The organism is Microbacterium sp. RD1, assembly GCF_052220165.1.
GTDB lineage: Bacteria > Actinomycetota > Actinomycetes > Actinomycetales > Microbacteriaceae > Microbacterium.
This window is the reverse complement of sequence record NZ_JBQPOL010000001.1, coordinates 217,162-241,686: the sequence shown is the minus strand read 5'-3', so window position 1 is coordinate 241,686 and position 24,525 is coordinate 217,162. Positions and strand designations below refer to the sequence as shown.

At 71.5% G+C, this 24,525-nt stretch carries 21 protein-coding genes; 16 read left to right on the top strand and 5 right to left on the bottom strand.

Annotated features, from left to right (window positions below; all coding sequences use genetic code 11):
- The first annotated feature begins 318 nt into the window (after positions 1-318).
- Positions 319-2,277, top strand: coding sequence for a DNA helicase RecQ (gene recQ / locus ACTU3I_RS01135; protein ID WP_442925295.1), 1,959 nt, complete (start codon positions 319-321; stop codon positions 2,275-2,277).
- A 137-nt stretch (positions 2,278-2,414) separates the two neighbouring features.
- Here recQ and ACTU3I_RS01130 read toward each other — a convergent pair whose 3' ends face one another.
- Entirely contained in the window at positions 2,415-2,876 is a 462-nt protein-coding gene (locus tag ACTU3I_RS01130) for a DUF2000 family protein (RefSeq protein WP_442923760.1), read from the bottom strand.
- Positions 2,877-2,925: 49 nt separating this feature from the next.
- Here ACTU3I_RS01130 and ACTU3I_RS01125 point away from each other — a divergent pair, with 49 nt between their 5' ends.
- Positions 2,926-3,702 carry an AraC family transcriptional regulator gene (locus tag ACTU3I_RS01125; RefSeq protein WP_442923759.1) on the top strand — a complete coding sequence of 259 codons (777 nt, stop codon included), beginning with the start codon at positions 2,926-2,928 and terminating at the stop codon, positions 3,700-3,702.
- A 21-nt stretch (positions 3,703-3,723) separates the two neighbouring features.
- On the opposite strand, the gene ACTU3I_RS01120 is transcribed toward ACTU3I_RS01125, so the two are convergent.
- A complete protein-coding gene (locus tag ACTU3I_RS01120; protein ID WP_442923758.1) occupies positions 3,724-4,290 on the bottom strand; it encodes a TetR/AcrR family transcriptional regulator in 567 nt (188 codons plus the stop codon).
- 57 nt (positions 4,291-4,347) lie between these two features.
- Here ACTU3I_RS01120 and ACTU3I_RS01115 point away from each other — a divergent pair, with 57 nt between their 5' ends.
- The 3 genes from ACTU3I_RS01115 (at position 4,348) to ACTU3I_RS01105 (ending at position 8,143) form a co-directional block, all read left to right on the top strand.
- Positions 4,348-4,986 carry an NAD(P)-dependent oxidoreductase gene (locus ACTU3I_RS01115; protein ID WP_442923757.1) on the top strand — a complete coding sequence of 213 codons (639 nt, stop codon included), beginning with the start codon at positions 4,348-4,350 and terminating at the stop codon, positions 4,984-4,986.
- The gene (locus ACTU3I_RS01110; protein WP_442923756.1) at positions 4,983-5,876 is read left to right on the top strand and encodes an SDR family NAD(P)-dependent oxidoreductase; all 894 of its coding nucleotides are present in this window, start codon (positions 4,983-4,985) and stop codon (positions 5,874-5,876) included. Before ACTU3I_RS01115 ends, ACTU3I_RS01110 begins: the two co-directional genes overlap by 4 nt.
- 164 nt (positions 5,877-6,040) lie before the next feature.
- On the top strand, positions 6,041-8,143 hold the full coding sequence (locus ACTU3I_RS01105; RefSeq protein ID WP_442923755.1) for an acyl-CoA dehydrogenase family protein: 2,103 nt from the start codon (positions 6,041-6,043) through the stop codon (positions 8,141-8,143).
- A gap of 8 nt (positions 8,144-8,151) precedes the next feature.
- Here ACTU3I_RS01105 and ACTU3I_RS01100 read toward each other — a convergent pair whose 3' ends face one another.
- The gene (locus tag ACTU3I_RS01100) at positions 8,152-8,355 is read right to left on the bottom strand and encodes a hypothetical protein (RefSeq protein ID WP_442923754.1); all 204 of its coding nucleotides are present in this window, start codon (positions 8,353-8,355) and stop codon (positions 8,152-8,154) included.
- A 149-nt stretch (positions 8,356-8,504) separates the two neighbouring features.
- On the opposite strand from ACTU3I_RS01100, the gene ACTU3I_RS01095 reads away from it, so the two are divergent.
- The 9 genes from ACTU3I_RS01095 (at position 8,505) to ACTU3I_RS01055 (ending at position 20,188) form a co-directional block, all read left to right on the top strand.
- Positions 8,505-9,080, top strand: coding sequence for a DNA-3-methyladenine glycosylase I (locus ACTU3I_RS01095; RefSeq protein ID WP_442923753.1), 576 nt, complete (start codon positions 8,505-8,507; stop codon positions 9,078-9,080).
- A gap of 216 nt (positions 9,081-9,296) precedes the next feature.
- Positions 9,297-10,880, top strand: coding sequence for a DEAD/DEAH box helicase (locus ACTU3I_RS01090; RefSeq protein ID WP_442923752.1), 1,584 nt, complete (start codon positions 9,297-9,299; stop codon positions 10,878-10,880).
- Positions 10,881-10,940: 60 nt separating this feature from the next.
- Positions 10,941-11,516, top strand: a complete 576-nt coding sequence (locus ACTU3I_RS01085) for a TetR/AcrR family transcriptional regulator (protein ID WP_442923751.1) — start codon at positions 10,941-10,943, stop codon at positions 11,514-11,516.
- A gap of 4 nt (positions 11,517-11,520) precedes the next feature.
- The gene (locus ACTU3I_RS01080; RefSeq protein WP_442923749.1) at positions 11,521-13,755 is read left to right on the top strand and encodes an LLM class flavin-dependent oxidoreductase; all 2,235 of its coding nucleotides are present in this window, start codon (positions 11,521-11,523) and stop codon (positions 13,753-13,755) included.
- Positions 13,756-13,834: 79 nt separating this feature from the next.
- Positions 13,835-16,210 (top strand): ATP-binding cassette domain-containing protein, encoded by a 2,376-nt coding sequence (locus ACTU3I_RS01075; protein WP_442923748.1) that lies wholly within the window; start codon positions 13,835-13,837, stop codon positions 16,208-16,210.
- A gap of 253 nt (positions 16,211-16,463) precedes the next feature.
- Positions 16,464-17,249, top strand: coding sequence for a PP2C family protein-serine/threonine phosphatase (locus ACTU3I_RS01070; protein WP_442923747.1), 786 nt, complete (start codon positions 16,464-16,466; stop codon positions 17,247-17,249).
- A gap of 79 nt (positions 17,250-17,328) precedes the next feature.
- A complete protein-coding gene (locus tag ACTU3I_RS01065) occupies positions 17,329-18,687 on the top strand; it encodes a histidine kinase (RefSeq protein ID WP_442923746.1) in 1,359 nt (452 codons plus the stop codon).
- The gene (locus ACTU3I_RS01060) at positions 18,675-19,352 is read left to right on the top strand and encodes a response regulator transcription factor (protein ID WP_442923745.1); all 678 of its coding nucleotides are present in this window, start codon (positions 18,675-18,677) and stop codon (positions 19,350-19,352) included. Before ACTU3I_RS01065 ends, ACTU3I_RS01060 begins: the two co-directional genes overlap by 13 nt.
- Positions 19,349-20,188: a hypothetical protein gene (locus tag ACTU3I_RS01055; RefSeq protein ID WP_442923744.1), complete on the top strand. Its 840-nt coding sequence runs from the start codon at positions 19,349-19,351 to the stop codon at positions 20,186-20,188. Before ACTU3I_RS01060 ends, ACTU3I_RS01055 begins: the two co-directional genes overlap by 4 nt.
- A gap of 98 nt (positions 20,189-20,286) precedes the next feature.
- Here ACTU3I_RS01055 and ACTU3I_RS01050 read toward each other — a convergent pair whose 3' ends face one another.
- A complete protein-coding gene (locus tag ACTU3I_RS01050) occupies positions 20,287-20,769 on the bottom strand; it encodes a dehydrogenase (RefSeq protein ID WP_442923743.1) in 483 nt (160 codons plus the stop codon).
- 46 nt (positions 20,770-20,815) lie between these two features.
- The gene (locus ACTU3I_RS01045) at positions 20,816-22,558 is read right to left on the bottom strand and encodes a cation:proton antiporter (RefSeq protein WP_442923742.1); all 1,743 of its coding nucleotides are present in this window, start codon (positions 22,556-22,558) and stop codon (positions 20,816-20,818) included.
- A gap of 81 nt (positions 22,559-22,639) precedes the next feature.
- Between ACTU3I_RS01045 and ypfJ the strand changes: the two genes are divergently transcribed.
- Both ypfJ and pip read left to right on the top strand, forming a co-directional pair.
- A complete protein-coding gene (gene ypfJ, locus ACTU3I_RS01040; protein WP_442923741.1) occupies positions 22,640-23,509 on the top strand; it encodes a KPN_02809 family neutral zinc metallopeptidase in 870 nt (289 codons plus the stop codon).
- Positions 23,506-24,489, top strand: a complete 984-nt coding sequence (gene pip / locus ACTU3I_RS01035) for a prolyl aminopeptidase (protein WP_442923740.1) — start codon at positions 23,506-23,508, stop codon at positions 24,487-24,489. Before ypfJ ends, pip begins: the two co-directional genes overlap by 4 nt.
- The last annotated feature ends 36 nt before the right edge of the window (positions 24,490-24,525 follow it).

The window sequence follows — 24,525 nt, the reverse complement described above, 5'->3', positions numbered from 1 at the left end:
CTTCTCGTTACGAGTGTCCAACGTAGGCGGGCCGGCGTTGTTCCGCCACGGGGACCGCGGGTTCGCCCTCGCTTTCGTTCGTCGTCCATGCGCAGGGCGGAGAATCACCGCGAGACTGCACCTGAGCCACGAGACCGCGTCCCTCGTCAGCTGTCTCGTGGCGCGGATGCAGTCTCGCGGCCCCGACCGCGAACCTGGGGACGGCGGGGCCGCGACGTCGGCGACGCGGGTTACCGTGGACGGGTGACGTTCGCCGGGCCCGACTCCGCGTTCGGCGACCCGTACGCCGACGCGCCGCCCGACGACCCGTATGCGGGCATGGACTGGGACCCTGACGCCTTCGGTCCCCCTGACGATCCTGCCGCGCCGCCTCCGCCGTTCGACGGCGCGACGACGCCGGTGGCAGCATCCGTCCCGGGTTTGGCGGCGACGGCCCGAGACTTCACCGGCCGCGACCCGCGCGACGTGCTGTCCGAGGTCTATGGATACGACGCCTTCCGCGGCGACCAGGGCGACATCGTGGCGCACGTCGTGGGCGGCGGCGACGCCGTCGTGCTCATGCCGACCGGCGGCGGCAAGAGCGTCACGTATCAGGTGCCGGCGCTGGTGCGCCCCGGCACGGGTCTCGTGGTGAGCCCGCTCATCGCCCTCATGCACGACCAGGTCGACGCGCTCGTGGCCAACGGCGTGCGCGCGGCGTACCTCAACTCGACGCAGACCCCGGGAGAGCGCGCCGCCGTCGAGCAGGCGTATCTCGCCGGAACCCTCGACCTGCTCTACGTCGCTCCCGAGCGCCTCAACGGCGCCCAGACCCTCGGCCTGCTGGCGCGGGGGCGTCTGTCGGTGATCGCCATCGACGAGGCTCACTGCGTGTCGCAGTGGGGCCACGACTTCCGCCCCGACTACCTCGCGCTCGGCGATCTGGCCGACCGGTTCCCTGGCGTCCCGCGCATGGCGCTGACGGCGACGGCGACGCCGGCGACCGCGAGCGAGATCGTCGAACGCCTGCGCCTTCCCCGCGCGCGCCGATTCGTCGCGAGCTTCGACCGCCCCAACATCCAGTACCGCATCGCCCCCAAGGTCGAGCCGCGCAAGCAGCTCGTCGAGTTCATCCGCTCGGTCCGGCAGGCGCAGGGTCCGGATGACGCGGCCCCGGCGGGCATCGTGTACGCCCTCAGCCGCAAGAGCGTCGAGCAGACCGCGGCGTACCTGAGCACACAGGGGATCGACGCGCTGCCCTACCACGCCGGTCTGGACTCGTCGGTGCGGGCCGCGAACCAGTCGCGGTTCCTCCGCGACGACGGCGTCGTGATGGTCGCGACGATCGCCTTCGGCATGGGGATCGACAAGCCCGACGTGCGCTTCGTGGCGCACATCGACCTTCCGAAATCGGTCGAGGGGTACTACCAGGAGACCGGGCGCGCCGGGCGCGATGGTGAACCGGCGGTGGCGTGGATGGCGTACGGCCTAGGCGACGTCGTGCAGCAGCGGCGCATGATCGATCAGTCGCCGGGCGACCGCGCCTACAAGATGCGGCTGGGACAGCACCTCGACGCCATGCTCGGCCTCTGCGAGACCGTGTCATGCCGGCGGCAGAATCTGCTCGACTACTTCGGCGAGCCCTCCGGCACGTGCGGAAACTGCGACACGTGCCTCGAGCCCCCCGAGACGTGGGACGGTCAGGTGGCCGCTCAGAAGCTCCTGTCGACGATCGTGCGGCTCCAGCGCGAACGCGGGCAGTCGTTCGGTGCCGGGCATCTCATCGACATCCTGCGCGGAGCCCGCACCGAGCGCATCACGCAGCAGGGCCATGACGCCCTCGCCACCTACGGCATCGGCGCCGACCTGACGGATCAGGATTGGCGCAGCGTCATCCGCCAGCTCCTGGCGCGCGGGCTTCTCGTCGCGCGCGGCGACTACGGCACGCTCGCGCTGACCGAGGCCAGCGGCGGAGTGCTCCGCGGCGAGACCGCCGTGCCCCTGCGCCGCGACACCCTCGGGCGCTCGGGGAGCGGACCACGCGTGCGCAAAGCCGCCGCGGCGGAGTCGGTGGACGCCGGCGACCGCGACCTCTTCGAGGCGCTGCGCTCGTGGCGGGCCGAGCAGGCACGGGAGCAGGGGGTCCCCGCCTACATCGTGTTCGGGGACGCGACGCTGCGCGCGCTCGCCGCGTCGCGCCCGGCGTCGCTGGCGGACCTCGACGGCATCACGGGCATCGGAGCGAAGAAGCGCGAGGCCTACGGCGACCGCATCCTCGCCGTCGTCGCCGCCCACTGACGCCGTCGCCCTTCGTCTCGGTCGCCGAGCTCCCTCGCTCAGGGTCCGGGCGGTTGCCGGTCGTTGAGCGCGGGTCCGGGTGTGGCCTCCGGTCGTTGAGCGAGCCCAGAGGGCGAGAAGCGCGCGCAGAGCGCGGCTCAGGCGTGCATGCGGGCGTTCTTGAGGATGCGGTCGACCGCGTTGCGCGGACCCCGCACGCCGATCCCCACGAGGTCGAGCCCGGCCGTCGGCACCGCTCGCACGGCGGCGCGGTTCGCCGCATCGTGCGGCGTGGAGAACAACTCCCGCGTGTAGATCGCGACCGACATGTCACGCTCGACGGCCTTGGTGCGGGCCGCGACGAGGGTCGCCGCATCCGCGGTGTACACCAGCACGGGCTGGCGGAGCATCGGCAGGTACTGCTGGCCGTCGGCGTCTTCGTAGGGCGGGCCGACGAGGTTCTCGGCGCTCGTGGCGATGCCGGTCATGAGGAACGCGGTCACGTTCAGCTCCTGCCACGGCAGCAGATCGTCGCGCAGCACGATCGCGACCTTCGTGTCGAAGCGGACGGGGGCCTCGGGGTCATCGGTTCCGGAAGCGGGGGCGGAGAGCTCGGGCACGATGACATCCTCCGGCCCCGGCCTCCCGTGCGTCTTGTACGTTTCTTGCATGGTCGAGGCGGTGCGAGCGTGGCAGCCGGGCATCCCGGATGTGCGCGAGGTGCTGCACGCGACCTTCCGCGACCACGCCTACCCCGCTCACACGCACGACGCCTGGACCCTGCTGCTGATCGATGCCGGCGCCGTGCGGTACGGGCTCGACCGCGATGAGCACATCGCGGCCCCTGCGACCCTCAGCCTCCTGCCGCCCGACATCCCCCACGACGGCCGATCCGCGGTTCCCGGACGGGCGTTCCGAAAGCGCGTGCTGTACCTCGATGCCGGGTGGCTCCCGGCATCGTGGGAGGGGCGGGCGGCGGCGCGCCCGGATCTCGGACCGGATGCGGCGACTGCCGCGCGCGCGGTGCACGCGGCTCTCCGCCGCCCGGGCGACGAGCTCGCCGCGGAGTCCGCGGTCGTGCTCCTCCGCGATCGCGTCGCCGCGCACCTCGGGTCGGCGCCGCATCCGGCCCGCCGTGACGATCCGCTCGCGCGACGGCTGCGCATCCTCCTCGACGACCGGCTCACCGAGACCTTCACCGTGGCCGAGGCCGGCCGGATGCTCGGTGCGCACCCGAGTCACCTCATCCGTGCGTTCTCTCGGGTGTACGGCATCCCGCCGCACCGCTATGTCACCGGCCGCCGTGTCGATCTCGCGCGACGCATGATGGTCGGCGGGTCCACGGCGGCGGATGCGGCCGCCGCGGCGGGGTTCCACGACCAGGCGCACTTCACGCGCCACTTCCGCCGCCTGCTCGGTACGACGCCGGCCGCCTTCGCGGCCTGACCGTCCCGCGAGGAGCCCCGGCTAGGTCCAGTCGCCGAGCGAGTCGACGCAGCGCTCGATGAGGGCCGCGTCTGCCGGTGCTCGTTCGATGGTCGCCCGGTAGTACACCGGACCGATCGCGAGGGCCGCCGCATCCGTCTCGGGTCGTACGCGCAGCGACAGCTCGCCCTGATCCTGCGCCTGTCGGAGCGCGCCGGCCAGCCGCTGCGACAGGAGTTCGGCGAAGCCCGCGCGGCGCGCGTCCATCCCGTCGTCCCAAAGCGCGGCGTTGGCGAGAGTGGTCGTGACGGCGCGCACGGCATCCTGCGCCAACTGGTCGGCGATGGCGGTGAGTTCGCGGGTCACCCATTCCCGGAAGGGAGAGGCCGGCGCGTGGAAGAACGGCATCGGCACGGTCGCCATCGCCTCGGCGAGGAGCTGTTCGGTCTGCGGCCAATGCCGGTAGACGGTGGCCCGGCCGATACCCGCGTGCTCGGCGATCTGCTGGTGGGTGACGGCAGCGGGCCCCTGTGCGAGCAGCAGCTCGCGCGCGGCGTCGAGAATCGCCTGGCGACTCCGCAGATATCGCGGGTCGGTGTCATTCCGCATGCCGACCATTCTATGAGACCCATTGACTCATAGATTCCGACGTGCGACCGTTTATTTATGAGACAACCTGTATCAAAAAAGACTGTAGCCGTGCTCGGCGCGACCGGCCGGAGCGGCCGGGAGGTCGTGGCCCGGGCGCGCGGGGAGGGGTATTCCGTCGTTGCCCTCGTCCGTCGGAGTGGATCCTTCGCATCCGATGCCGGCGTGCGCGAGATCGTGTGGCGCGATGTGTCCGACGGTGCGCCGCTCGCATCCGCTCTCGAGGGTGCGGATGCGGTGATCAGCGCTCTGGGCGGAGCGGATGAGGGGGTGACCACCGTGTGTACGGATGCGGTGCGCACGCTCGTTCCCGCGATGGACTCGGCGGGAGTCCGGCGTCTGGTCGCCGTGAGCGCACACGGCGTCTGCGAGACCCACGACCGCTCGCTGTACTCCCGAGCGGTGTGGTCGCGGGTGGGCGAGAAGATGAAGGACAAGGAATCGATGGAGCCGCTGATCACCGCCTCCGGGCTGGAGTGGACGATCGTTCGTCCGCCGATGCTGCGGAATGGCCCCGCGACGGCGAGGTACCGCACCGGGGACGAGCTGCCGATCAGGCTGTGGCACTCCATCGGCCGCGCCGACCTCGCGGACTTCCTCGTCCGTGAAGCGTTCGAGGGGCGTTTCGTCGGGCGCTATCCGCGGATTCGCCGATGAGTCGCTCCGACCGCGTGGCGGTCGTCACCGGTGTCACCGGCGGCATGGGGAGAGTCCTTGCCGTCGAGCTCGCTCGGCGCGGCATGCACGTCGTGGCCGTCGCTCGGGATGCGAAGCGTGCCGACATCGTTCTCTCGGGAATCATGCCCGACCCGGACGCGTGGGAGGTGGTGCCCGCCGACCTGTCCCGTCGGGCGGACGTCATCGGCGCCGCGGCTGCGATCGCCGACCGGCACGACGCGGTGCATGTGCTGGTCAACAACGCTGGCGCGCACTACGCAGAGCGCCGTCTCTCGCCCGACGGCATCGAGATGCATATCGCGATCGACTACCTGGCGGGGTTCGGACTGACCGCTCTGCTCGAGGCACAGCTGCGGCGAGGCCGCGCGCGGGTGGTCAACGTCGCCTCGGACACCCTTCGGGACAGCCGCCGGATCACGCTCCTCGGGCGGCCGCGGCCGGCCACGCTCGACCCCGACGACGTCGACGACCTCACGCGTCTGAACCCCGCGACCGGATTCGCCCCCTTCGAGGCCTACGCTCGCGCGAAGCTGCTCGCGGTCACCGCCGGGTACAGCCTTGCCGAGACTTTCGCGGGAGATGTCGCCGTCAACGCCGTCCATCCGGGCATCGTCTCGACGGAGATCATCCGCGACCTGATCCCGGCGCCGCTCCGCCCCTTCGAGAGACTGATCCGGCGCACGATGCTCACCCCGGAGCAGGGCGCCGCGCCGACCCTCCGCCTCGCCGTCGACCCGGCCCTGGCAGACGTCACGGGCCGATACTTCGTGCGCGAGGTCGAGACGCCGACGCCGCCGGTCTCCTACGACCGCGACGTCCAGGAGCGGCTGCGCGGAACGAGCGACCGTTTCTTCGGGCTCGGCCGGTAGCGCGAGGCTCTCTCGGGCGAATCGCCGCGGACTGTACGGGACGCACAAGCCCCGCGCCCGACGTCCTCCCGCGGCGTTGTGGGGAGTCGCCAGCCGAGTTGGCCGGACGTTGTGGGAGTCCTACGGTGAGAGTCGTCTGCCCGCTCCGCCGAAAGGTCCCACCCATGGCTGATGCTGCCGTACGCTCCACCACGCCCGCCGAAGAACGACGGACCCCCGCCGGAGGCGCCCCGACCGCCGCGCACACGCCGGCCGAGGCATCCGAGGCGCAGATCGACGTCGCCGCCGTCACCGACGCGCTGCTGGGCACCTGGGGCGACACCCGTCGCGCGGCGCGCGAGATGATCAAGGACCCCGCGTTCTGGCGCGTCGACGGTCTGTCGATGGCCGAGCACCGCGAACGCGTGCTCAGCCAGCTGCATCTGCTGGTGGACAACAAGGCCGTGCACCGCGCCTTCCCGAAGCGTTTCGGGGGCGCCGAGGACAACGGCGGCAACATCGCCGGATTCGAGGAGCTGGTCGCCGCCGACCCGAGCCTGCAGATCAAATCCGGCGTGCAGTGGGGGCTGTTCGGTGCTGCGGTGCTGCAGCTGGGCACGGCTGAGCACCACGAGAAGTGGCTCCCCGGCATCATGAGCCTGGAGATCCCCGGTGCCTTCGCGATGACCGAGACCGGTCACGGCTCGGATGTCGCGGCCATCGGGACGACCGCGACGTACGACCCCGAGACCGAGGAGTTCGTGATCCACACGCCGTTCCGCGGCGCGTGGAAGGACTATCTCGGCAATGCCGCGCTCCATGGCATCGCCGCGACGGTGTTCGCGCAGCTCATCACGGACGGCGTGAACCACGGCGTGCACTGCTTCTACGTGCCGATCCGAGACGAGAACGGCGCCTTCCTCCCCGGCATCGGCGGCGAGGACGACGGTCTCAAAGGCGGCCTGAACGGCATCGACAACGGCCGCCTGCACTTCGACAGCGTGCGGGTGCCGCGGACGAACCTGCTCAACAGGTACGGCGACGTCGCGCCGGATGGCACGTACACCAGCGACATCGCCAGTCCCGGTCGCCGCTTCTTCACGATGCTGGGCACGCTCGTGCAGGGCCGTATCTCCCTCGACGGCGCCGCATCGTGGGCATCCGCCATCGCCGAGACGATCGCGATCACCTACGCCAACCAGAGGCGCCAGTTCGACTCCGGCCGCGGCACGCCCGAGGTGGTGCTGCTGGACTACGGCAAGCACCAGCGACGCCTGCTGCCCCGCCTCGCCACCACCTACGCGCAGATCTTCGCGCACGACGAGTTCCTGAAGAAGTTCGACGGCGTCTTCAGCGGCCGCGCCGACACGGATGCCGACCGCGAAGACCTCGAGACGCTCGCCGCGGCACTGAAGCCCCTGTCGACGTGGCACGCGCTGGACACCCTGCAAGAAGCCCGCGAGGCATGCGGCGGGGCCGGATTCCTCTTCGAGAATCGGCTCGTCGGACTGCGGCAGGACCTCGACATCTACGTGACGTTCGAAGGCGACAACAACGTTCTGCTGCAGCTGGTCGGAAAGCGCCTTCTCGCCGACTATGCCAAGCAATTCAAGGGCAAGGACGCGCGCGCCCTCGCCGCGTTCGCGGTCGGACAGACCGCCGGCAAGGTGTTCCACGGGGCGGGCCTCCGCCAGATCGGCCAGGCCGTGAGCGACCTGGGATCGACCGCCCGTGCGGTCGAGCGGGGCCTCCGCGCCGACCAGCAGCACGACCTGCTCGCCGGTCGCGTGCAGCAGATGATCGCCGACCTCGCCGGGCGTCTGCGTCCCGCCGCGAAGCTCTCACCGGATGACGCGGCGGCGCTGTTCAACGCCAACCAGGCCGAGCTCATCGAGGCCGCCCGCGCACACGGCGAGCTGCTGCAGTGGGAGGCGTTCACGGATGCGGTGGACCGCTTCGACGACGCCGGCACGGTCGAGGTTCTCACGTGGCTGCGCGACCTGTTCGGCCTGCAGCTGATCGAGAAGCACCTCGCCTGGTACCTGATCCACGGGCGGCTCTCGACTCAGCGCGCCGCCGCCGTCTCGAGCTACATCGACCGCCTGTGCGCGCGGCTGCGTCCGCACGCACAGGACCTCGTCGACGCGTTCGGCTACGAGCCCGAGCACCTGCGCGCGCCGATCGCATCGGGCGCGGAGCAGGCCCGACAGGACGAGGCCGCGACGTTCTACGCCGAGCTGAAGGCATCCGGCAAGGCCCCCCTCCCCGAACAGAAGCCGAAGAAGTAGGGCGGGCGTCAGCCCGAGCGCCGCGCCAGCACGAGTCGCACGATCGAGAGGATGCTGATCGCGACACCGGCGATCAGCATCACCCAGCCGAGCACGGCCTGGCCGCTGACGAGCGCCCCGATGCCCGTGCCGGCGAACGCGAGAGCGACGATGAGGCCGATGATGAGATACGCGGTGTAGCGGCGAGGGCCCATCTGCGCTTCGGATTCCATGGCCGAACTGTATCGACGCCTCGCGCGTCCACCGCCGCGAAGGGTCGCGACACGCGGCACGCGCCGTGCGGGAGGCCGCATCCGGTGACCCCTCGCGGCGGGGTCCGGGTGGGCGACCCGGTGTCGTGGGCGGGCGATACAGTGGCGCCGTGACCACGGATGTGCGGATCGGACCCGACGGTGTCGCGCGCTGCGCATGGGCGACCTCCGACGCCGAATACCTGCGCTATCACGACGAGGAGTGGGGGGTTGCGCTCCACGGCGACCGCGCGCTGTTCGAGAAGATGAGCCTCGAGGGCTTTCAAGCGGGGCTGTCGTGGATCACGATCCTGCGCAAGCGCCCGCGCTTCCGCGAGGTGTTCGCGGGGTTCGATCCCGATCGCGTGGCCGCCTTCGGCCCCGCCGACGTCGAGCGGCTGATGACGGATGCCGGGATCATCCGCAATCGCGCGAAGATCGAGGCCGTCATCGGCAACGCCGCCCTCGTCGCCGCGATGGACGACGGCGAACTCGATGCGCTGCTGTGGTCGTTCGCGCCGTCCGGGCCGCGTCAGCGACCCGAGTCCTTCTCCGACGTGCCCGCCGTCACGGCGGAATCCACCGCCTTGAGCAAGGCCCTGCGCAAACGCGGTTTCCGGTTCGTCGGGCCGACGACGATGTACGCCCTCATGCAGTCGGGCGGCATGGTCGACGACCACGTCGCGGGGTGCTGGCGCGCCGCCTGAACCGCGAACACCGTCGCGACCGGTAGACTGGATGCACTGCGGAGCGATTCCTGCTCCCTGCGTCGTCGAACGCATCGGCCGTCCGTCTCGGATCCGGCCCGGACTTTCCACGGCGAACGGATGCGTCACCCGACGCCTTCGCCAATCTGCGGCCCGCTCGGCGGCGCCGCTTCCGAAATCGCCGAGCACGCGCCCGCGTCCCGGCATGAAAGACACATGACTTCTCCTACTTTCGCCGACCTCGGCGTGCCCGCTCCCCTCGTCGACGTCCTCGCCGCACAGGGTAAGACGGAGGCCTTCCCGATCCAGGCCGACACCCTCGCCGACACCCTCGCCGGGCGCGACGTCCTGGGCCGGGGCAAGACCGGCTCGGGCAAGACCCTCGCCTTCTCCCTCCCCCTCGTCGCGCGCCTCGCGAACGCTCGCTCGACCCGCCGCGGCCGCAAGCCGCGCGCCCTCGTGCTGGCGCCCACCCGCGAGCTGGCCAACCAGATCGACGAGGTGATCAAGCCGCTCGCCGCGGCCTATGGACTCACCACCACGACCGTCTACGGCGGCGTGAATCAGCGCCGCCAGGTGGACGCCCTCGCGTCGGGGGTCGACATCCTCGTCGCCTGCCCCGGCCGGCTCGAAGACCTCATCGGCCAGGGCTTCGCGAGCCTCGACGACATCGAGATCACCGTGCTCGACGAGGCCGACCACATGGCCGATCTCGGCTTCCTCCCCGGCGTCACGCGCCTGCTCACCCGCACCCCCGCCGGCGGGCAGCGCCTGCTGTTCTCCGCCACGCTCGACAACGGCGTGGACAAGCTGGTGCGGAAGTTTCTGCGGAACGAAGTGCTGCACTCCGTCGACGAGGCCACGTCCCACGTCGCGGCGATGACCCACCACGTCTTCGTGGCTGCGGATGCCACGGCCAAGACGCAGCTCGTGCGCACCCTCGCCTCGGGCACGAGCCGCCGCATCCTCTTCACCCGCACCAAGCACCAGGCCAAGAAGCTGGCCCGCACGCTGACGGCCGCGGGCATCCCCTCGGTCGACCTGCACGGGAACCTCTCGCAGCCGCAGCGCGACCGCAACCTCGCCGCGTTCAGCGCCGGGACCGCCAGGGTGCTCGTCGCGACCGACGTCGCCGCGCGCGGCGTGCACGTCGACGACATCGCCCTCGTGGTGCACGTCGACCCGCCGGTCGAGCACAAGGCGTACCTGCACCGCTCGGGTCGCACCGCCCGCGCCGGCAGCGCCGGCGACGTCGTGACGGTGATGCTCCCCGAGCAGCGCCGCGACACCCTCGACATCCTCCGCAAGGCGGCCATCTCGGCCACGCCCACGCCGGTGACCTCCGAGTCTGCCGAGGTCACCGCGCTCGTGGGCGAGGTCGCCGCGCACGTTTCGCCGGCGCCGGTGGTCGCACCGCAGCGCGGCGGCGGGCAGTCGCAGGGGGCTAACGCGCAGCGCAAGCGCGCGGCCCGCGGTGAAGGCTCATCCTCTCGCGGCGCCTCGTCGGACGGCGCCCGCAGTGGCGGTCGCCGTCGCCGCGGCGGCTCGTCCTCCGACGCCGCCGGATCGGGCCAGCGCTCCGGCGCGTCGGGTCAGCGTTCCGGCGCGGCCGCGGGTCAGCGCTCGGGCACCGCATCCGCCGGTCGCTCCGGCGCGGCATCCGCTTCCCGGGGCGGGTCAGCCGGCCGGGGCAGCGCTCCGCGCACGCCGGCGAGCGGGCGCACCGCCGCCGGCGCCCCGACCATCGGCATGGTCGTCGGGTCGCGCTCGGCGCGCACCAACCGTCGCGCGCAGGGCTGAGCGCACCTCACGCGTCCCCCGAAACGGATTACCTATCCGTTTCGGGGGTAGCATGGGGCCGTGCCCCGGTCCGATGCCCTGCGCAGCCGCGCCCGCATCCTCGAGATCGCGCGCGGCCGCGATCTCGGCGCTCTGCGCCACAACGACATCGCCCGCGAGGCGCACGTGGGCGTCGCGACGGTGTACCGCCACTTCCCGACGGTTCGCGACCTGATCGAAGCGCTCAGCATCGACTCGCTCCGGCGGTTGCGCGAGACCGCAGAGATCGCGGACGCCGAGCCCGACGCCCTCCTGGCGCTGCGCGGATTCCTCTCCGCCGCCCTCGCACTCCAGCTCGAGGACGCCGGCCTGCAGAGCGTTCTCGCGAACCTCGAGCGGATCGACCCCGTCATCCACACCGAGTGCTCCGCGGCCCGGACGCAGGTCCACGACGGCTACGCGCGCGTGCTCGCCCGCGCCCAGAGCGCCGGAGCGGTGCGCGCCGATCTGACCGCTCCGCAGCTGCAGCGGATGCTGAGCGGCATCGAGCACGCGGTGCGCCTGGGTGCTCCCGCCGACGCCGAGATGCTGCTCGACGTCTTCTTCGCGGGACTGTGCACCCCCGCACCCGCTCCGACCGCCCTCGCGAAGGACTGAATCCATGGACTACGGACACCCTCTCGAGTTCGGCGCGTTCGTCACGCCGTCGGCCGCCGACCCGCAGGTACCCGTGGCGCTCGCGCAGCTGGCGGAGGCATCCGGCCTCGACCTCGTCACGTTCCAGGACCACCCGTATCAGCCCGCGTTCGTCGACACGTGGACCCTGATGACGTGGGTCGCCGCGCGGACCGAGACCGTGCGGATCGCGCCCAACGTGCTCAACGTCCCGCTGCGCCCGCCCGCCGTGATCGCCCGTGCCGCCGCCAGCCTCGACCTCCTCTCCGGCGGCCGCTTCGACCTGGGGCTGGGCGCCGGCGGGTTCTGGGACGCGATCGAGGCGATGGGCGGCCGGCGGCTCACGCCCGGGCAGGCGGTGACCGCGCTGGAGGAGGCGATCGCGGTGATGCGCGGCCTGTGGGACACCTCCGAGCGCCGCGGGCTCTTCACCGACGGCCGTTACCACGCGGTCCACGGCGCCAAGCGCGGCCCGCGGCCCGCTCACGACATCCCCGTCTGGCTGGGGGCCTACAAGCCGCGGATGCTGGCACTCACGGGGCGCGTCGGCGACGGCTGGCTGCCCTCCCTCGGGTACCTCCAGCCCGGCGACCTCGCGCGCGGGAACGCGGTCATCGACGAGGCTGCGGACGGCGCCGGACGCGACCCGCGCGAGGTGCGGCGGTTGCTGAACGTGCCGGCGGCCAGCGGCGACACCCGTGCGTGGGTCGAGCAGCTCGCGCGCTTCGCCCTCGACGACGGGATCGGTACGTTCATCGTGGTCGGCGACGATCCGCGCGTGCTGCAGCAGTTCGGCGGCGAGGTCGCGCCCGCCGTCCGCGAGATCGTCGCCCGCGAGCGCGGCGAGCGCGGCCTCGCGCCGGCCCCGGTGCGCTCGCTGGCGTCGCTGGGCAGACGCCGGCCGGGCATCGCGTACGACGAGGTGCCCACCGGTGTCCGGGCGATCGAGCCCGGCGACTTCGAGTACGCCGACGTGAGCTCGACCTACCTCCGCGAGGGGCGGCCCGGCATCGTCTTGCAGCCGGACTCGCCCGAGCAGGTCGCCGCCTCGATCGCGTTCGCGCGCCGGCATCCGGCGATTCCCCTGTCGGTCCGCAGCGGCGGCCACGGGATCAGCGGACGCAGCACCAACGACGGCGGCATCGTTCTCGACCTCCGCCGCCTGAACGGCATCGACGTGCTCGACGAGGCGCGCCGGCTCGTGCGCATCGGACCGGGGGCGCGCTGGGCGCAGGTGGCCGCCGCGCTCGACCAGCACGGGTGGGCGCTCAGCTCGGGCGACTACGGCGGGGTGGGAGTCGGCGGCCTGGCGACGGCGGGCGGCATCGGCTTTCTCGGCCGCGAGCACGGACTGACCATCGATCACCTCCGTGCCGTCGAGATCGTGCTCGCCGACGGGTCTCTCGTGCGCGCCGACGCCCAGACGAATCCGGATCTCTTCTGGGCCGTCCGCGGCGCCGGCGCGAACCTGGGCATCGTCACGAGTTTCGAGTTCGAGGTCGACGAGGTCGGGAACGTCGGCTGGGCCCAGCTCGCCTTCGACGCGTCGGAGATCGAGGGCTTCCTGACCGGATTCGGACGCATCATGGCCGAAGCCCCGCGCGACCTGACCGCGTTCCTCATCCTCGGCCGGCAGCGCGCGGGGGAGCCGCGCGTGGCGCAGCTGATGGCGATGGTCGACTCGGATGACGCCGACACGATCCTCGCGAGGCTGCAGCCCTTCGCCGAGCTGGCCCCCCTCCTGCAGCAGTCGGTGCAGATCACCTCGTACGCGCGCGTGATGACCAACGCCGACCTCGGCCCCCAGCAGGGGCGCGGCGAGCCGCACTCGCGGTCGCTGCTGGTGGGCGACATCACGCCCGCCCTCGCGCAGGCAGTGGTGCAGATGCTCGACGGGGGAGCGTCGTACTGGGTGCAATTCCGCTCGGTCGGCGGCGCCGTCTCCGACGTCGCGGAGGACGCCACCGCCTACTCGCACCGCGACGCGCAGCACTCCCTCGTGGCCCTCGGTGCCGACGCGGCCGCGCTCGACGCCGCGTGGGAGCCGGTGCGCGCGCGGGGAAGCGGCATGTATCTGAGCTTCGATTCGTCCCTCCGCCCCGGGCGCCTGGTGGACGCGTTCGGAGAGGAGAAGCTCGATCGCCTGCGGGCCATCAAGCGCGAGGTCGACCCCGACAACCTGTTCCGCGACAACTTCTCCGTCGCATCCGGTACGGCCTGACCGCGCAATCGGTCAGGATCGAGGAAGCGCCGTGTCCGCGTCATGCGGAACACTGGGGCGAGCCCCGAAGAGGAGAAGCATGGCCGCCGCATCCGTACCGCCCGCATCCACCGCCGAACCCGTCGCCGACGCGCACGACGTCATCCGCGTCGTCGGGGCGCGCGAGAACAACCTGAAGAACGTCTCGGTCGACATCCCGAAGCGCCGCCTCACGGTGTTCACCGGCGTCAGCGGGTCGGGCAAGTCCTCGCTCGTCTTCGGCACGATCGCCGCGGAGTCGCAGCGGCTCATCAACGAGACGTACCCGACCTTCGTCCAGGCGTTCATGTCGACGCCGCCGCGCCCTGAGGTCGACGCGCTCGAGAACATCAGCCCCGCGATCCTCGTCGATCAGGAGCGGATGGGGTCCAACGCCCGCTCGACAGTCGGCACCGCCACCGACGTGCACGCGATGCTCCGGATGCTGTTCTCCCGCCTCGGACAGCCCTACGTCGGGTCGCCCCAGGCGTTCTCCTTCAACGTCCCGTCGGTCCGCGGCGGCGGCGCGGTGACGATGCAGAAGGGCGGCAAGACCGTCAAGGAGCGTCGCTCGTTCGAGATCACCGGCGGCATGTGCCCGCGGTGCGAGGGTCTCGGCGAGGTCACCGACATCGACCTCGACGAGCTCTTCGACCGCACCAAGTCGCTCGCCGACGGCGCGCTGACCATCCCCGGGTACAACGTCGACGGCTGGATGGTGCGCGGCTTCACCGAGTCGGGGTTCGTCGACCCCGCCAAACCCATCCAGGACTACACCGAGCAAGAGCTGGCGGACTTCCTCTACAAGGAACCGACGAAGGTCAAGATCCAGAACATCAACATGACCTACGAGGGGCTCATCCCCAAGCTCACCAAGAGCATGCTGCAGAAGGACCGCGATTCGCTGCAGCCCCACATCCGCGCATTCGTCGAGCGGGCCGTGAGGTTCGCCGCCTGCCCCGACTGCGGGGGCTCTCGGCTGAACGAGGGGGCGCGCTCGTCGAAGATCGGGGGCGTCAGCATCGCGGATGCGGCGGCGATGCAGATCACCGATCTCGCGACGTGGCTCGACTCGATCGATGACCCGTCGGTGGCGCCGCTTCTGAAGGGCCTGCGGGACACCGTGGAATCGTTCGTCGAGATCGGGCTGGGCTACCTGTCGCTCGACCGCGCGAGCGGCACACTGTCGGGCGGTGAGGCGCAGCGGACGAAGATGATCCGGCACCTGCGCTCGAGCCTCACCGACGTCACCTACGTGTTCGACGAGCCCACCGCGGGGCTGCATCCGCACGACATCCAGCGGATGAACGCCCTGCTGCTGGCTCTGCGCGACAAGGGCAACACGGTGCTCGTCGTGGAGCACAAGCCGGAGGTCATCGCGATCGCCGACTCCGTGGTCGACCTGGGCCCCGGAGCGGGGCGCAGCGGCGGCACGGTCCAATACACCGGCGACCTCGCGGGCCTGCGGGCATCCGACACGCTCACCGGTCGTCACCTCGACCACCGGGCGCGGCTCAAGGAGAGCACCCGCGAGCTCGACGGGGCGCTGGAGATCCGCGGAGCCACCCAGCACAACCTGAGGAACGTCGACGTCGATGTGCCGCTCGGCGTGCTGACCGTGGTCACGGGCGTCGCCGGGTCGGGGAAGTCCTCGCTGATCCACGGCAATCTGGCGGGCCGCGAGGGCGTCGTCGTGGTCGATCAGGCGCCCATCCGCGGCTCGCGCCGCAGCAGTCCCGCCACCTACACCGGCCTGCTCGACGCCATCCGTTCGGCCTTCGCGAAGGCTCACGGCGTGAAGCCGGCGCTGTTCAGCGCGAACTCCGAGGGCGCGTGCGTGGCCTGCAAGGGGCTCGGCGTGATCATCACGGATCTCGGATTCCAGTCCACGGTCGAGACGGTGTGCGAGGTGTGCGACGGGACCGGCTTCTCCGACGAGGTGCTGGAGTATCTCCTCGACGGCAAGAACATCGCCGAGGTGTTGTCGATGTCGGCGGCCGACGCCGCGCAGTTCTTTCCGAAGGGCCCCGCGCACACGACCCTCGCCCGCATGATCGACGTCGGGCTGGGATATCTCACTCTCGGGCAGTCGCTCAACACGCTGTCGGGCGGTGAGCGTCAGCGGCTGAAGCTGGCGATCTCGATGGCGAAGTCCGGCGCGATCTACATCCTCGACGAGCCGACGACCGGCCTCCACCTCGCCGACGTCGACAACCTCCTCGGCATGCTCGACCGGCTCGTCGACGCGGGCAACAGCGTCATCGTCATCGAGCATCACCAGGCCGTCATGGCGCATGCCGACTGGATCATCGACATCGGTCCCGGCGCCGGACGCGACGGCGGCGAGGTGGTCTTCGAGGGCCGCCCCGCCGACCTCGTCGCCGCCGCATCCACCCTCACCGGCCAGCACCTCGCCGCGTACGTCGCCTCCGCGTAGCCGGCCGGCGCCGCTTTCGCCGCGCTCGAGGAGACGTGAGAACTACCACACGCCCGATAGGGCGACAAGAGCGCGTCCTGATTGAGCCCTGCCGCGTCGCCGAACTAGGCTGGCCACCGACCCTGCGTCCCGTCATCGACGGGAGACGGTACGTTTCCATCCCCCCGGGAGGCCGACGTCGCATGAGATGTCCCTTCGTGCTGCGCCCGCAGCCGTCGTGCGCACGCCGCCGCGCCGAGCGGGGAGACGCGTCGTGAGCGCGTCGCCGGTGACCCTCGCGTGGGGAGCCGCCACCGATGTCGGCCGGCGCCGCTCCCTGAACGAAGACGCGTATCTGGCCGCGCCGCCGCTGTTCCTGGTAGCCGACGGCATGGGCGGCCACCAGGCGGGGGAGATCGCCAGCGCCACCGTGATCGACGAGTTCACCGCGCTGGTCGGCAGGGCGAGCCTGACGGTGGAAGACGTACAGCAGGCCTTCTCCGTCGCGCGCGACCGGGTCGACGCGCTTCCCGACGACGCCGGCGCGGGCGCGGGGACGACCCTCGCGGGGGTCGCTCTCGCGGATGTCGCCGGGAAGGCGCACTGGTTGACGGTCAACCTCGGCGACTCCCGCACCTACCGTCTGTCCGGCGGGCGGCTGCAGCAGGTGAGCGTCGATCACTCCGTCGTCCAGGAGCTCATCGACGCCGGCCAGCTCGACGCGGCCTCGGCGGCGCGCGACGCGCGACGAAACGTCATCACGCGCGCGATCGGAGCGGGCAGCCGGAGCGAGCCGGACTTCTGGCTGCTTCCGGTTGCGGCGGGCGACCGCATCCTGGTCTGCTCGGATGGGCTGCCCACCGAGCTGCCCGACGATCGCGTCGCCGAGGTGCTGCGCGACGAGGCCGAGCCGCAGGCCGCGGCGGAGCGTCTCGTGCGGGAGGCGGTCGCCGCCGGCGGGCGCGACAACGTGACGGCCGTCGTCGTGGACGCCCTCCGCGTCGCCGCCCCCGTCCTCGACGAGGTCGAAGGCGACACCCTCCCCCGCGTCCGGAGCTAGTCGCGCCTTCGGGATATCCCGAAGAAGCCCTCCGGAGGTCCCGGGGGACGCGCGGCCGGCGTCGTCCTACCGTGGAGGCATGACCACGCAGACCGCTGCCCCCGAACCGGCGGGCGGCTCCCTCCCCGCGGCCCCCGCCGCATGGCAAACCGCCCCGCGAGCCGAAACCACGGCATCCGCCCCCGACCCGCGTCCGTCGGCACCGGCCCGCTCGCCGTTGCGCGTCCTCGGCGCCGTCGCCCACCTCGCCGCCCTCGGCATCGTCGGCCCGGTGATCTTCACCATGCTGTTCACGTTCCTCGGCACCGGGATCGGCCTGATCTTCGCCCTGGGGATCGGGGTGCTCTTCCTCGTCGCGCTGGTCTACGCGCTGTGGGCGCTCGCGTGGGTCGAGACCGCACGTATCGAGGGCCTCTACGGGTACGACGTGCCGGCGCCCGCGCTACGGCGTCAGCCGCGACCGGGCTTCGGCGGCATGATGCTGATGTTCTGGCGTCAGGCCATCGACCCGGGCGTGTGGCGCGGCATCGCGAACCTCGCCGTGTCGACCGTGCTGGGCGTCGTCGCCCTGGGCCTGTCGAGCCTCGTCGTGACAGGAGTCGTGCTGTCGTTCTCGCCGCTGTACGCCGACACCGGCGTCGCGCGGGTCTGGGGCTGGGCCGTCGAGGTGCCCACGGGCGCCGCGCTGATCGCCGGGCCTCTGATGGCGCTCCTCGCGCTCGCCGCTCTCGTCGCGATCGCCGTCCTGCACGGCGTGCTGGCCCGTCTCATCCTGGTGCCCTCGCGCGAGTCGCAACTGGCGGAGCAGGCGCGGCAGTCGGCCGAGCAACGCGCCGGCGCGGTGCGCGCGGCCGATGTCGAGCGCACGCGCATCGAGCGCGACCTCCACGACGGCGTGCAGCCGCGACTCGTCTCGGTCGGGATGACCCTCGGGCTCGCGCAGCAGAAGATCGACAGCGATCCCGCCACCGCCAAGGCGCTCATCGAAGAGGCCCACACGTCCACGAAGTCGGCGATCACCGAGCTCCGCCAGCTCGCCCGCGGCATCCACGCGTCGGTGCTGGATGACCGCGGACTCGACGCCGCACTCTCGGCGCTCGCCGCACGCTCTCACGTGCCGGTGCATCTCGACGTCCGCATCGACGGACGGTGCGAGCGAAGCGCCGAGGCGGCGGTGTACTTCGCGATCGCGGAGTCCCTCACCAACGCTGCGAAGCACTCCCGTGCGAGCGGGGTGCGCGTGACGGTGCGTCGCCGCGACGACGGCGCCCTCTGGGCGCGCGTCGAGGACGATGGCATCGGCGGGGCCCGGATCCTCCCGGGCGGGGGGCTCGACGGGATCGCCAACCGCATCATCGGCGCGGGCGGCACCTACCGGCTCGACAGCCCGAACGGCGGCCCGACGGCCCTGGAGGTGAGCGTCCCGTGCGCATCCTGATCTGCGAAGACAGTGTGCTCCTGCGCGAGGGGCTCGTCCGCCTTCTCGACGACGCGGGCCACGAGGTGGTCGCCGCCCTCTCGGATGCGTCCGATCTCGACGAGACGGTCGCCGTCTCCTCGCCCGACCTCTGCATCCTCGACGTGCGCCTCCCGCCGACCTACAGCGATGAGGGCATCCGCGCCGCTGTGCGGCTGAGAGCCCAGCATCCCGACCTCCCCGTCCTGGTGTTGTCGCAGTACGTGGAGGAGCGGTACGCCAGCGACCTCATCTCCGGTGGCGGCGGCGCGCTCGGCTACCTGCTGAAGGACCGCGTGGCCGACGTCACCGAGTTCCTCGACTCCGTCGCTCGCATCGGGGGCGGGGCGACGGTGCTCGACCCGGAGGTGGTGGCGCAGCTGCTGTCTCGCCGCAGTCGCGACGAGCGGATGCAGCGGCTCACCGAGCGGGAACGCCAAGTGCTCGCGCTCATCGCCGAGGGGAAGTCGAACCAGGCCATCGCGGCGACGCTCTTCGTCTCGGAAGCGAGCGTCGAGAAGCACATCACCGCGATCTTCCAGAAGCTCGGCTTGGAGCAGGACGAGTCGGGGAACCGCCGTGTGCAAGCCGCCCTCGTCCACCTCGAACACGGCGGCTCCGCGCCGCAGACAGGAGCAGCACGATGACCACCACCCTGAACCCGCCGCCCGTGCCGCCGGCCGGATCGCCCGTGCGGCGACCCAACCGCACGGCGGGGCGCGTGATCACGATCCTCACCGCCGTGCTCGGCGGCGCCATCCTGCTCGCGATCATCCTCGGCGGTGTGCGCGCCTCGCTGGGTGCGGCGCTCGCCCGCTCCGAGACCCGCACCGCCGCCGTCGGAGGAGTGTCGAATCTCGACATCGATGTCTCGGCTGCGGCCCTGGTCGTCCGCTTCGACGAGGTCCGCGAGGCCACCCTCGACGTGCGCGACTCCCGCGGCGGTTCCTGGACGCTCGAGCGCGACGGCGACACCCTGCGTGTCGAGACCCCGCGCACGCCCTTCTTCTCCTGGTTTGGATCGGGCAACGGTCAGGCGACCCTGGTCCTCCCCGCCGAGCTCGAGGGCTCCGACGCGCGATTCGGTCTCGGCGCAGGATCGCTCTCGGCCGAGGGGGCATTCGGTGCGCTTCAGCTCGACATGAGCGCGGGCCGGATGAACGTCACCGGCAGCGCGGCGCAGGTGACCGCTGAGGCGAGCGCGGGACGTGCGGAGCTCGATCTGGACGACGTGGACAGCGCCGATCTGCAGTTGAGCGCCGGGGAGATGAACGTGCGGCTGGGCGGATCGGCGCCGACGCTCGTGGACGTGTCGGTCAGCGCCGGCTCCCTTCAGCTCGACGTGCCCGACGCGGTCTACGACGTGCGCTCGGACGTGTCGGCGGGCAGTCTCGACAACCGCGTCCGCACCGACTCCGCCGCATCCGCGCAGATCGTCGTCGAGGTGTCGGCCGGGGGTGTGACGCTCCGCCCGATCCGCTGATCAGCGAGAGTGCATCGTCTCGACGGTTGTGCACCGGATCCGGTAGCGGATCGCCGAGACGATGCACCTTCGGCGATGGGCGCCGGGCGGTGCGAAGCTCAGCGGCCGGTGTCGTACAGATGCCGGCCGCCGTGGCCGAGCACCTTCACCACCACGCCGCGGGCACGCAGCTCGGCGACGGCGCGGGTCTCCTCCTCGAGCGTCGTGCCGAGCGCATGCACGTTGGCCACGACGAGCACATCGCCGCGGCCGAGGGTCTGGAAGAACCGGGCCAGCCGCTCGGACCAGTCCTCGAGCGTCTCGGGCGCCGGGTGGCGGAAGTTCGCGATCGGCACCCCGAAGCGGGTGAGGTCGTCGCGCTGCTCGACCACGGACGGCATGCCCGGCCGTGACACGACGAGGCCGACGAGCCGTGCGCCGGCCGGCCGGGCGAGCCACCAGTCCCGGTCCGCCTGCAGCTCGCGGAAGCACTTCGGACACTCCGCCGCCGGATGCGGCAGGTGCAGCGGGCTCGTGTCGATGCCGACTCCGTCGGTCGCGGCGCGCGTGTGAGCGTCGGGCGACTCGATCGTCTCGGTCATGGGCGCACCTCCGGGGTTTCCATTGTGCCCGCTCCGGACGACTTCGTCAGTCCTCCCCGTCGAGGCGCAGTTCGAGGCTCAGCTGATCGGCGTCGAGCTCGGCGAGGGATTGCCGCAGCGCGGCGGTGCTGAACCGTCCGCCACGGCCGAGCTCGTCGAGCCTCTGGCGCATCACCTCGATGATCGCGAGACGCAGCTCGAGCAGGTCGCGGACGCTCTCGCCCATGCCGTCTTCGGGGGGACGCGTCATCCGCGCACCGACGACGCGGATGACGTTCTCGGGGAACGGATCGCCATCGCGGCGCCGAAGCGTCGCCGCGGTCACGGCCTCCTTCGCCGCGGTCTGCAGCTCGGCGGACAGTGCCCGCTGCTCGGAGTGGGAGGGCCCCTCTCCGGCGTCGCCGGTCAACCCCAGGGCGCGAACGATCCAGGGGAGGGTCAGTCCCTGCAGGGAGAGACTGAACACGGCGACGAGAAAGGCGACGAAGATCAGCAGTGGCCGCTCGGGGGTGTCGTGCGGCAGCGTCTGCGCGGCCGCGAGGGTCACGACACCGCGCATGCCGGCCCAGACGATCACCGTGCCATGCCGCCAGCCGAGGGGGGTGTCGCGGTAGTAGTCCAGGTCGGCCAGGGTGCGCGAGATCCTCTCGCGCAGGCCCGCCATCCGTCGCCCGAGACGTGCGGGATCGGCGCGCCGGGCGCGCGGATGCAGCGAATCCGGATCGTTCGTGAGGCGGTGCTCGAACTCGTCGGCCCGCGCCTGCACCTCGGCGATGCGCTCGCGATGTCGCTGGTGCGAGCGCCGGCCCTGCGCCCAGATGATCGCCGACACGTAGACGGTCCGGACGGCCAGCACGATTCCGAGGGCCGACACCGCGAGCCACGTGCCGTGCCACAGCCCCTGGTTCTCCGCGAGGTTGGCCTGCACGATGTCCTTGAGCTCCAGCCCCATGATGAGGAACACCGCGCCCTCGAGGATGAGCTCGATCGTGCGCCAGTTGAGATGGTCGCTCATGCGCTGCTCGGGACTGAGTCGCCGCGCGGCGCCCTGCCCCGTGACGATCCCGGCGACGACGGCCGCGACCAGGCCGGAGCCCTGGAGCTGCTCGGTCGGGATGTAGGCGATGAACGGCACCGTGAAGCTCAGTGCGGTGTTGGCGGCCGAATGGCTGACCCACTCGCGCACCCGCAGGTTGACCCATCCCGTCAGAGAACCCACGACGATCGCCACGAGCACGCCCCACGTGAAGGCCCACACCGTCTCGCCGAACTCGAACCCCGCCGCCACCGCCGCGATGGCCGTCCGCAGCAGCACGAGAGCGGTGGCATCGTTGAGGAGGCTCTCTCCCTCGAGCATCGTGACGACCCGGGGCGAGATCCCCAGTCGCTTCGCGATCGAGGTGGCCACCGCATCCGTCGGGCTCAGGATCGCCCCGAGCGCGATCGCCAACGCCAGTCCGAGACCGGGGATGAGCCAGGCGAAGAAGAACCCCAGCGCCACCGAGGAGAGCACCACGAGGAGCACGGACAGGCCCGCGATGGGGCCGAAATCGCGCCGGAACTCCACGGCCGGAAGCTGCACGGCAGCGGAATAGAGCAGGGGCGGGAGCACCCCGACGAGGATGTACTCGGGGTCGAGCTCCCACGCGGGGAAGAACGGCAGCAGGCTCACGCCGAGGCCGACCGCCATCAGCACGAGGGGGCCGGCGATGTTCAGGCGCGGGGCGAGGGCGGTCGCGAGCGCGATCACGACGACCGCGACGAGCGCGATGATCAGCGGCTCGGTCACGCCTCCGAGCATATTGGCCGGTCGGCTATCACGACCATCGCGCTGACGGAGCGGAGGGAGGGAGGGCGGTACCGTGATCGGGTGACCTTCAATGATGACGCGAACGTCGGCGGCAACCGTGCGCGCCGACGCGGGCGCGGAGCCGCGATCGCCGGCGGGGGGATCGCCGGGATCGGCGGCATCGTCGTGCTGCTGCTCTACGCCGTCACCGGCGGTGACTTCTCCGGGCTGCTGGGCGGCGGCGGCCAGGCTCCACAGGACGAGGGCACCGTGATCGCGAACTGCGAGACCGGTCAAGACGCGAACGAGAACGACGCCTGCCGCCTCGCGGCCGGGTCGCTCGCCCTCGACGAGTACTGGGAGACCCAGCTCGAGGGCTATCGCCCGCCGCAGCCGGTGATCGTCGACGTGTCGACGCCGTCGGCGTGCGGCACGGCCTCGAACGCCACCGGCCCGTTCTACTGCCCGCCGGAGGAGACCGTGTACATCGACCCCACCTTCTTCGGGCTGCTGCGCGAGCGCTTCGATGCCACCGCGGGGGACCTCGGGCAGTTGTACGTCCTCGCCCATGAGTACGGCCATCACATCCAGAACCTCACCGGCGTCCTCGAGCAGTATCCGGCGAACGGCACCGGCCCCGACAGCAACGGCGTGCGCACCGAGCTGCAGGCCGACTGCTACGCCGGGGCATGGGTGGGGAGGATCACCGACACGCGCGATGAGAACGGCACGCCGTTCTTCCAGACGCCGACGCGCGAGCAGATCACCGACGCCCTCAACGCCGCCGCATCCGTCGGCGACGACCACATCCAGACGGAGTCCGGCGGCGTCGTGACCCCCGACACGTGGACGCACGGCTCGAGCGAGCAGCGCCAGCGCTGGTTCGACGCCGGCTACGACGACGGCCCGGCCGCGTGCGACACCTTCTCGATATCGGGGGCGCAGCTGTGAGCTCCGCGCACCTCGACGAGATCCTGTATCCGGCGATCGAGCCGTTCGAGACCGGGATGCTTCTCGCCGGCGACGGCCAGCGCGTGTATTGGGAACAGAGCGGCAACCCCGCGGGAAAGCCTGTCGTCTTCCTCCACGGCGGGCCGGGCGGTGCCACGAGCCCGTGGCAGCGGCGCTTCTTCGACCCGGAGAAGTACCGCATCATCCTGCTCGACCAGCGCGGATGCGGCCGCTCGACGCCGCATGTGAGCGCCCCGGCGGCCGATCTCCGTTTCAACACGACGTGGCACCTCGTCGCCGACCTCGAGCTGCTGCGCAAGAACCTCGGCATCTCGACCTGGCAGGTCTTCGGAGGATCGTGGGGGAGCACGCTCGCGCTCGCCTACGCCGAGGCGCACCCCGACCACGTCAGCGAGCTCGTGCTCCGCGGCGTCTTCACCATCCGCAAGCATGAGCTCGAGTGGTACTACGAGGGGGGCACGGGGGCGATGTTCCCCGACCTGTGGGAGGAGTTCCTCGCGCCCATCCCCGTGCTCGAGCGGACGCGGCTCGTCGAGGCGTATCACCGACGCCTGTCCGACCCCGACCCGGCGGTGCACGGTCCGGCCGCACTCGCGTGGACGCGGTGGGAGGCGGCGACGGTGACCCTCGTCCCCGACGAGGAGTCGATCGCGGCGATGAGCGACGCCTCCTACGCTCTGGCGTTCGCGCGCATCGAGAACCACTACTTCATCCACGGCGCGTGGCTGCGGGAGGGGCAGCTGATCGAGGAGGCCGGGCGGCTGCGGGGGATCCCGACGGTCATCGTGCAGGGGCGGCACGACGTGTGCACTCCCGTCATGACCGCGTGGGATCTGCATCGCGCGCTGCCCGAGGCCGAGCTCGTTCTCGTCCCCGACGGCGGCCACTCCGCGAGCGAGCCGGGGATCGCCCGCGCGCTGCGGGCCGCGACCGACCGCTTCGCTGTCTCCGGTACCTGACGCTTCGTCTCGCTGCGCTCGCTCAGCGTCCGGTGT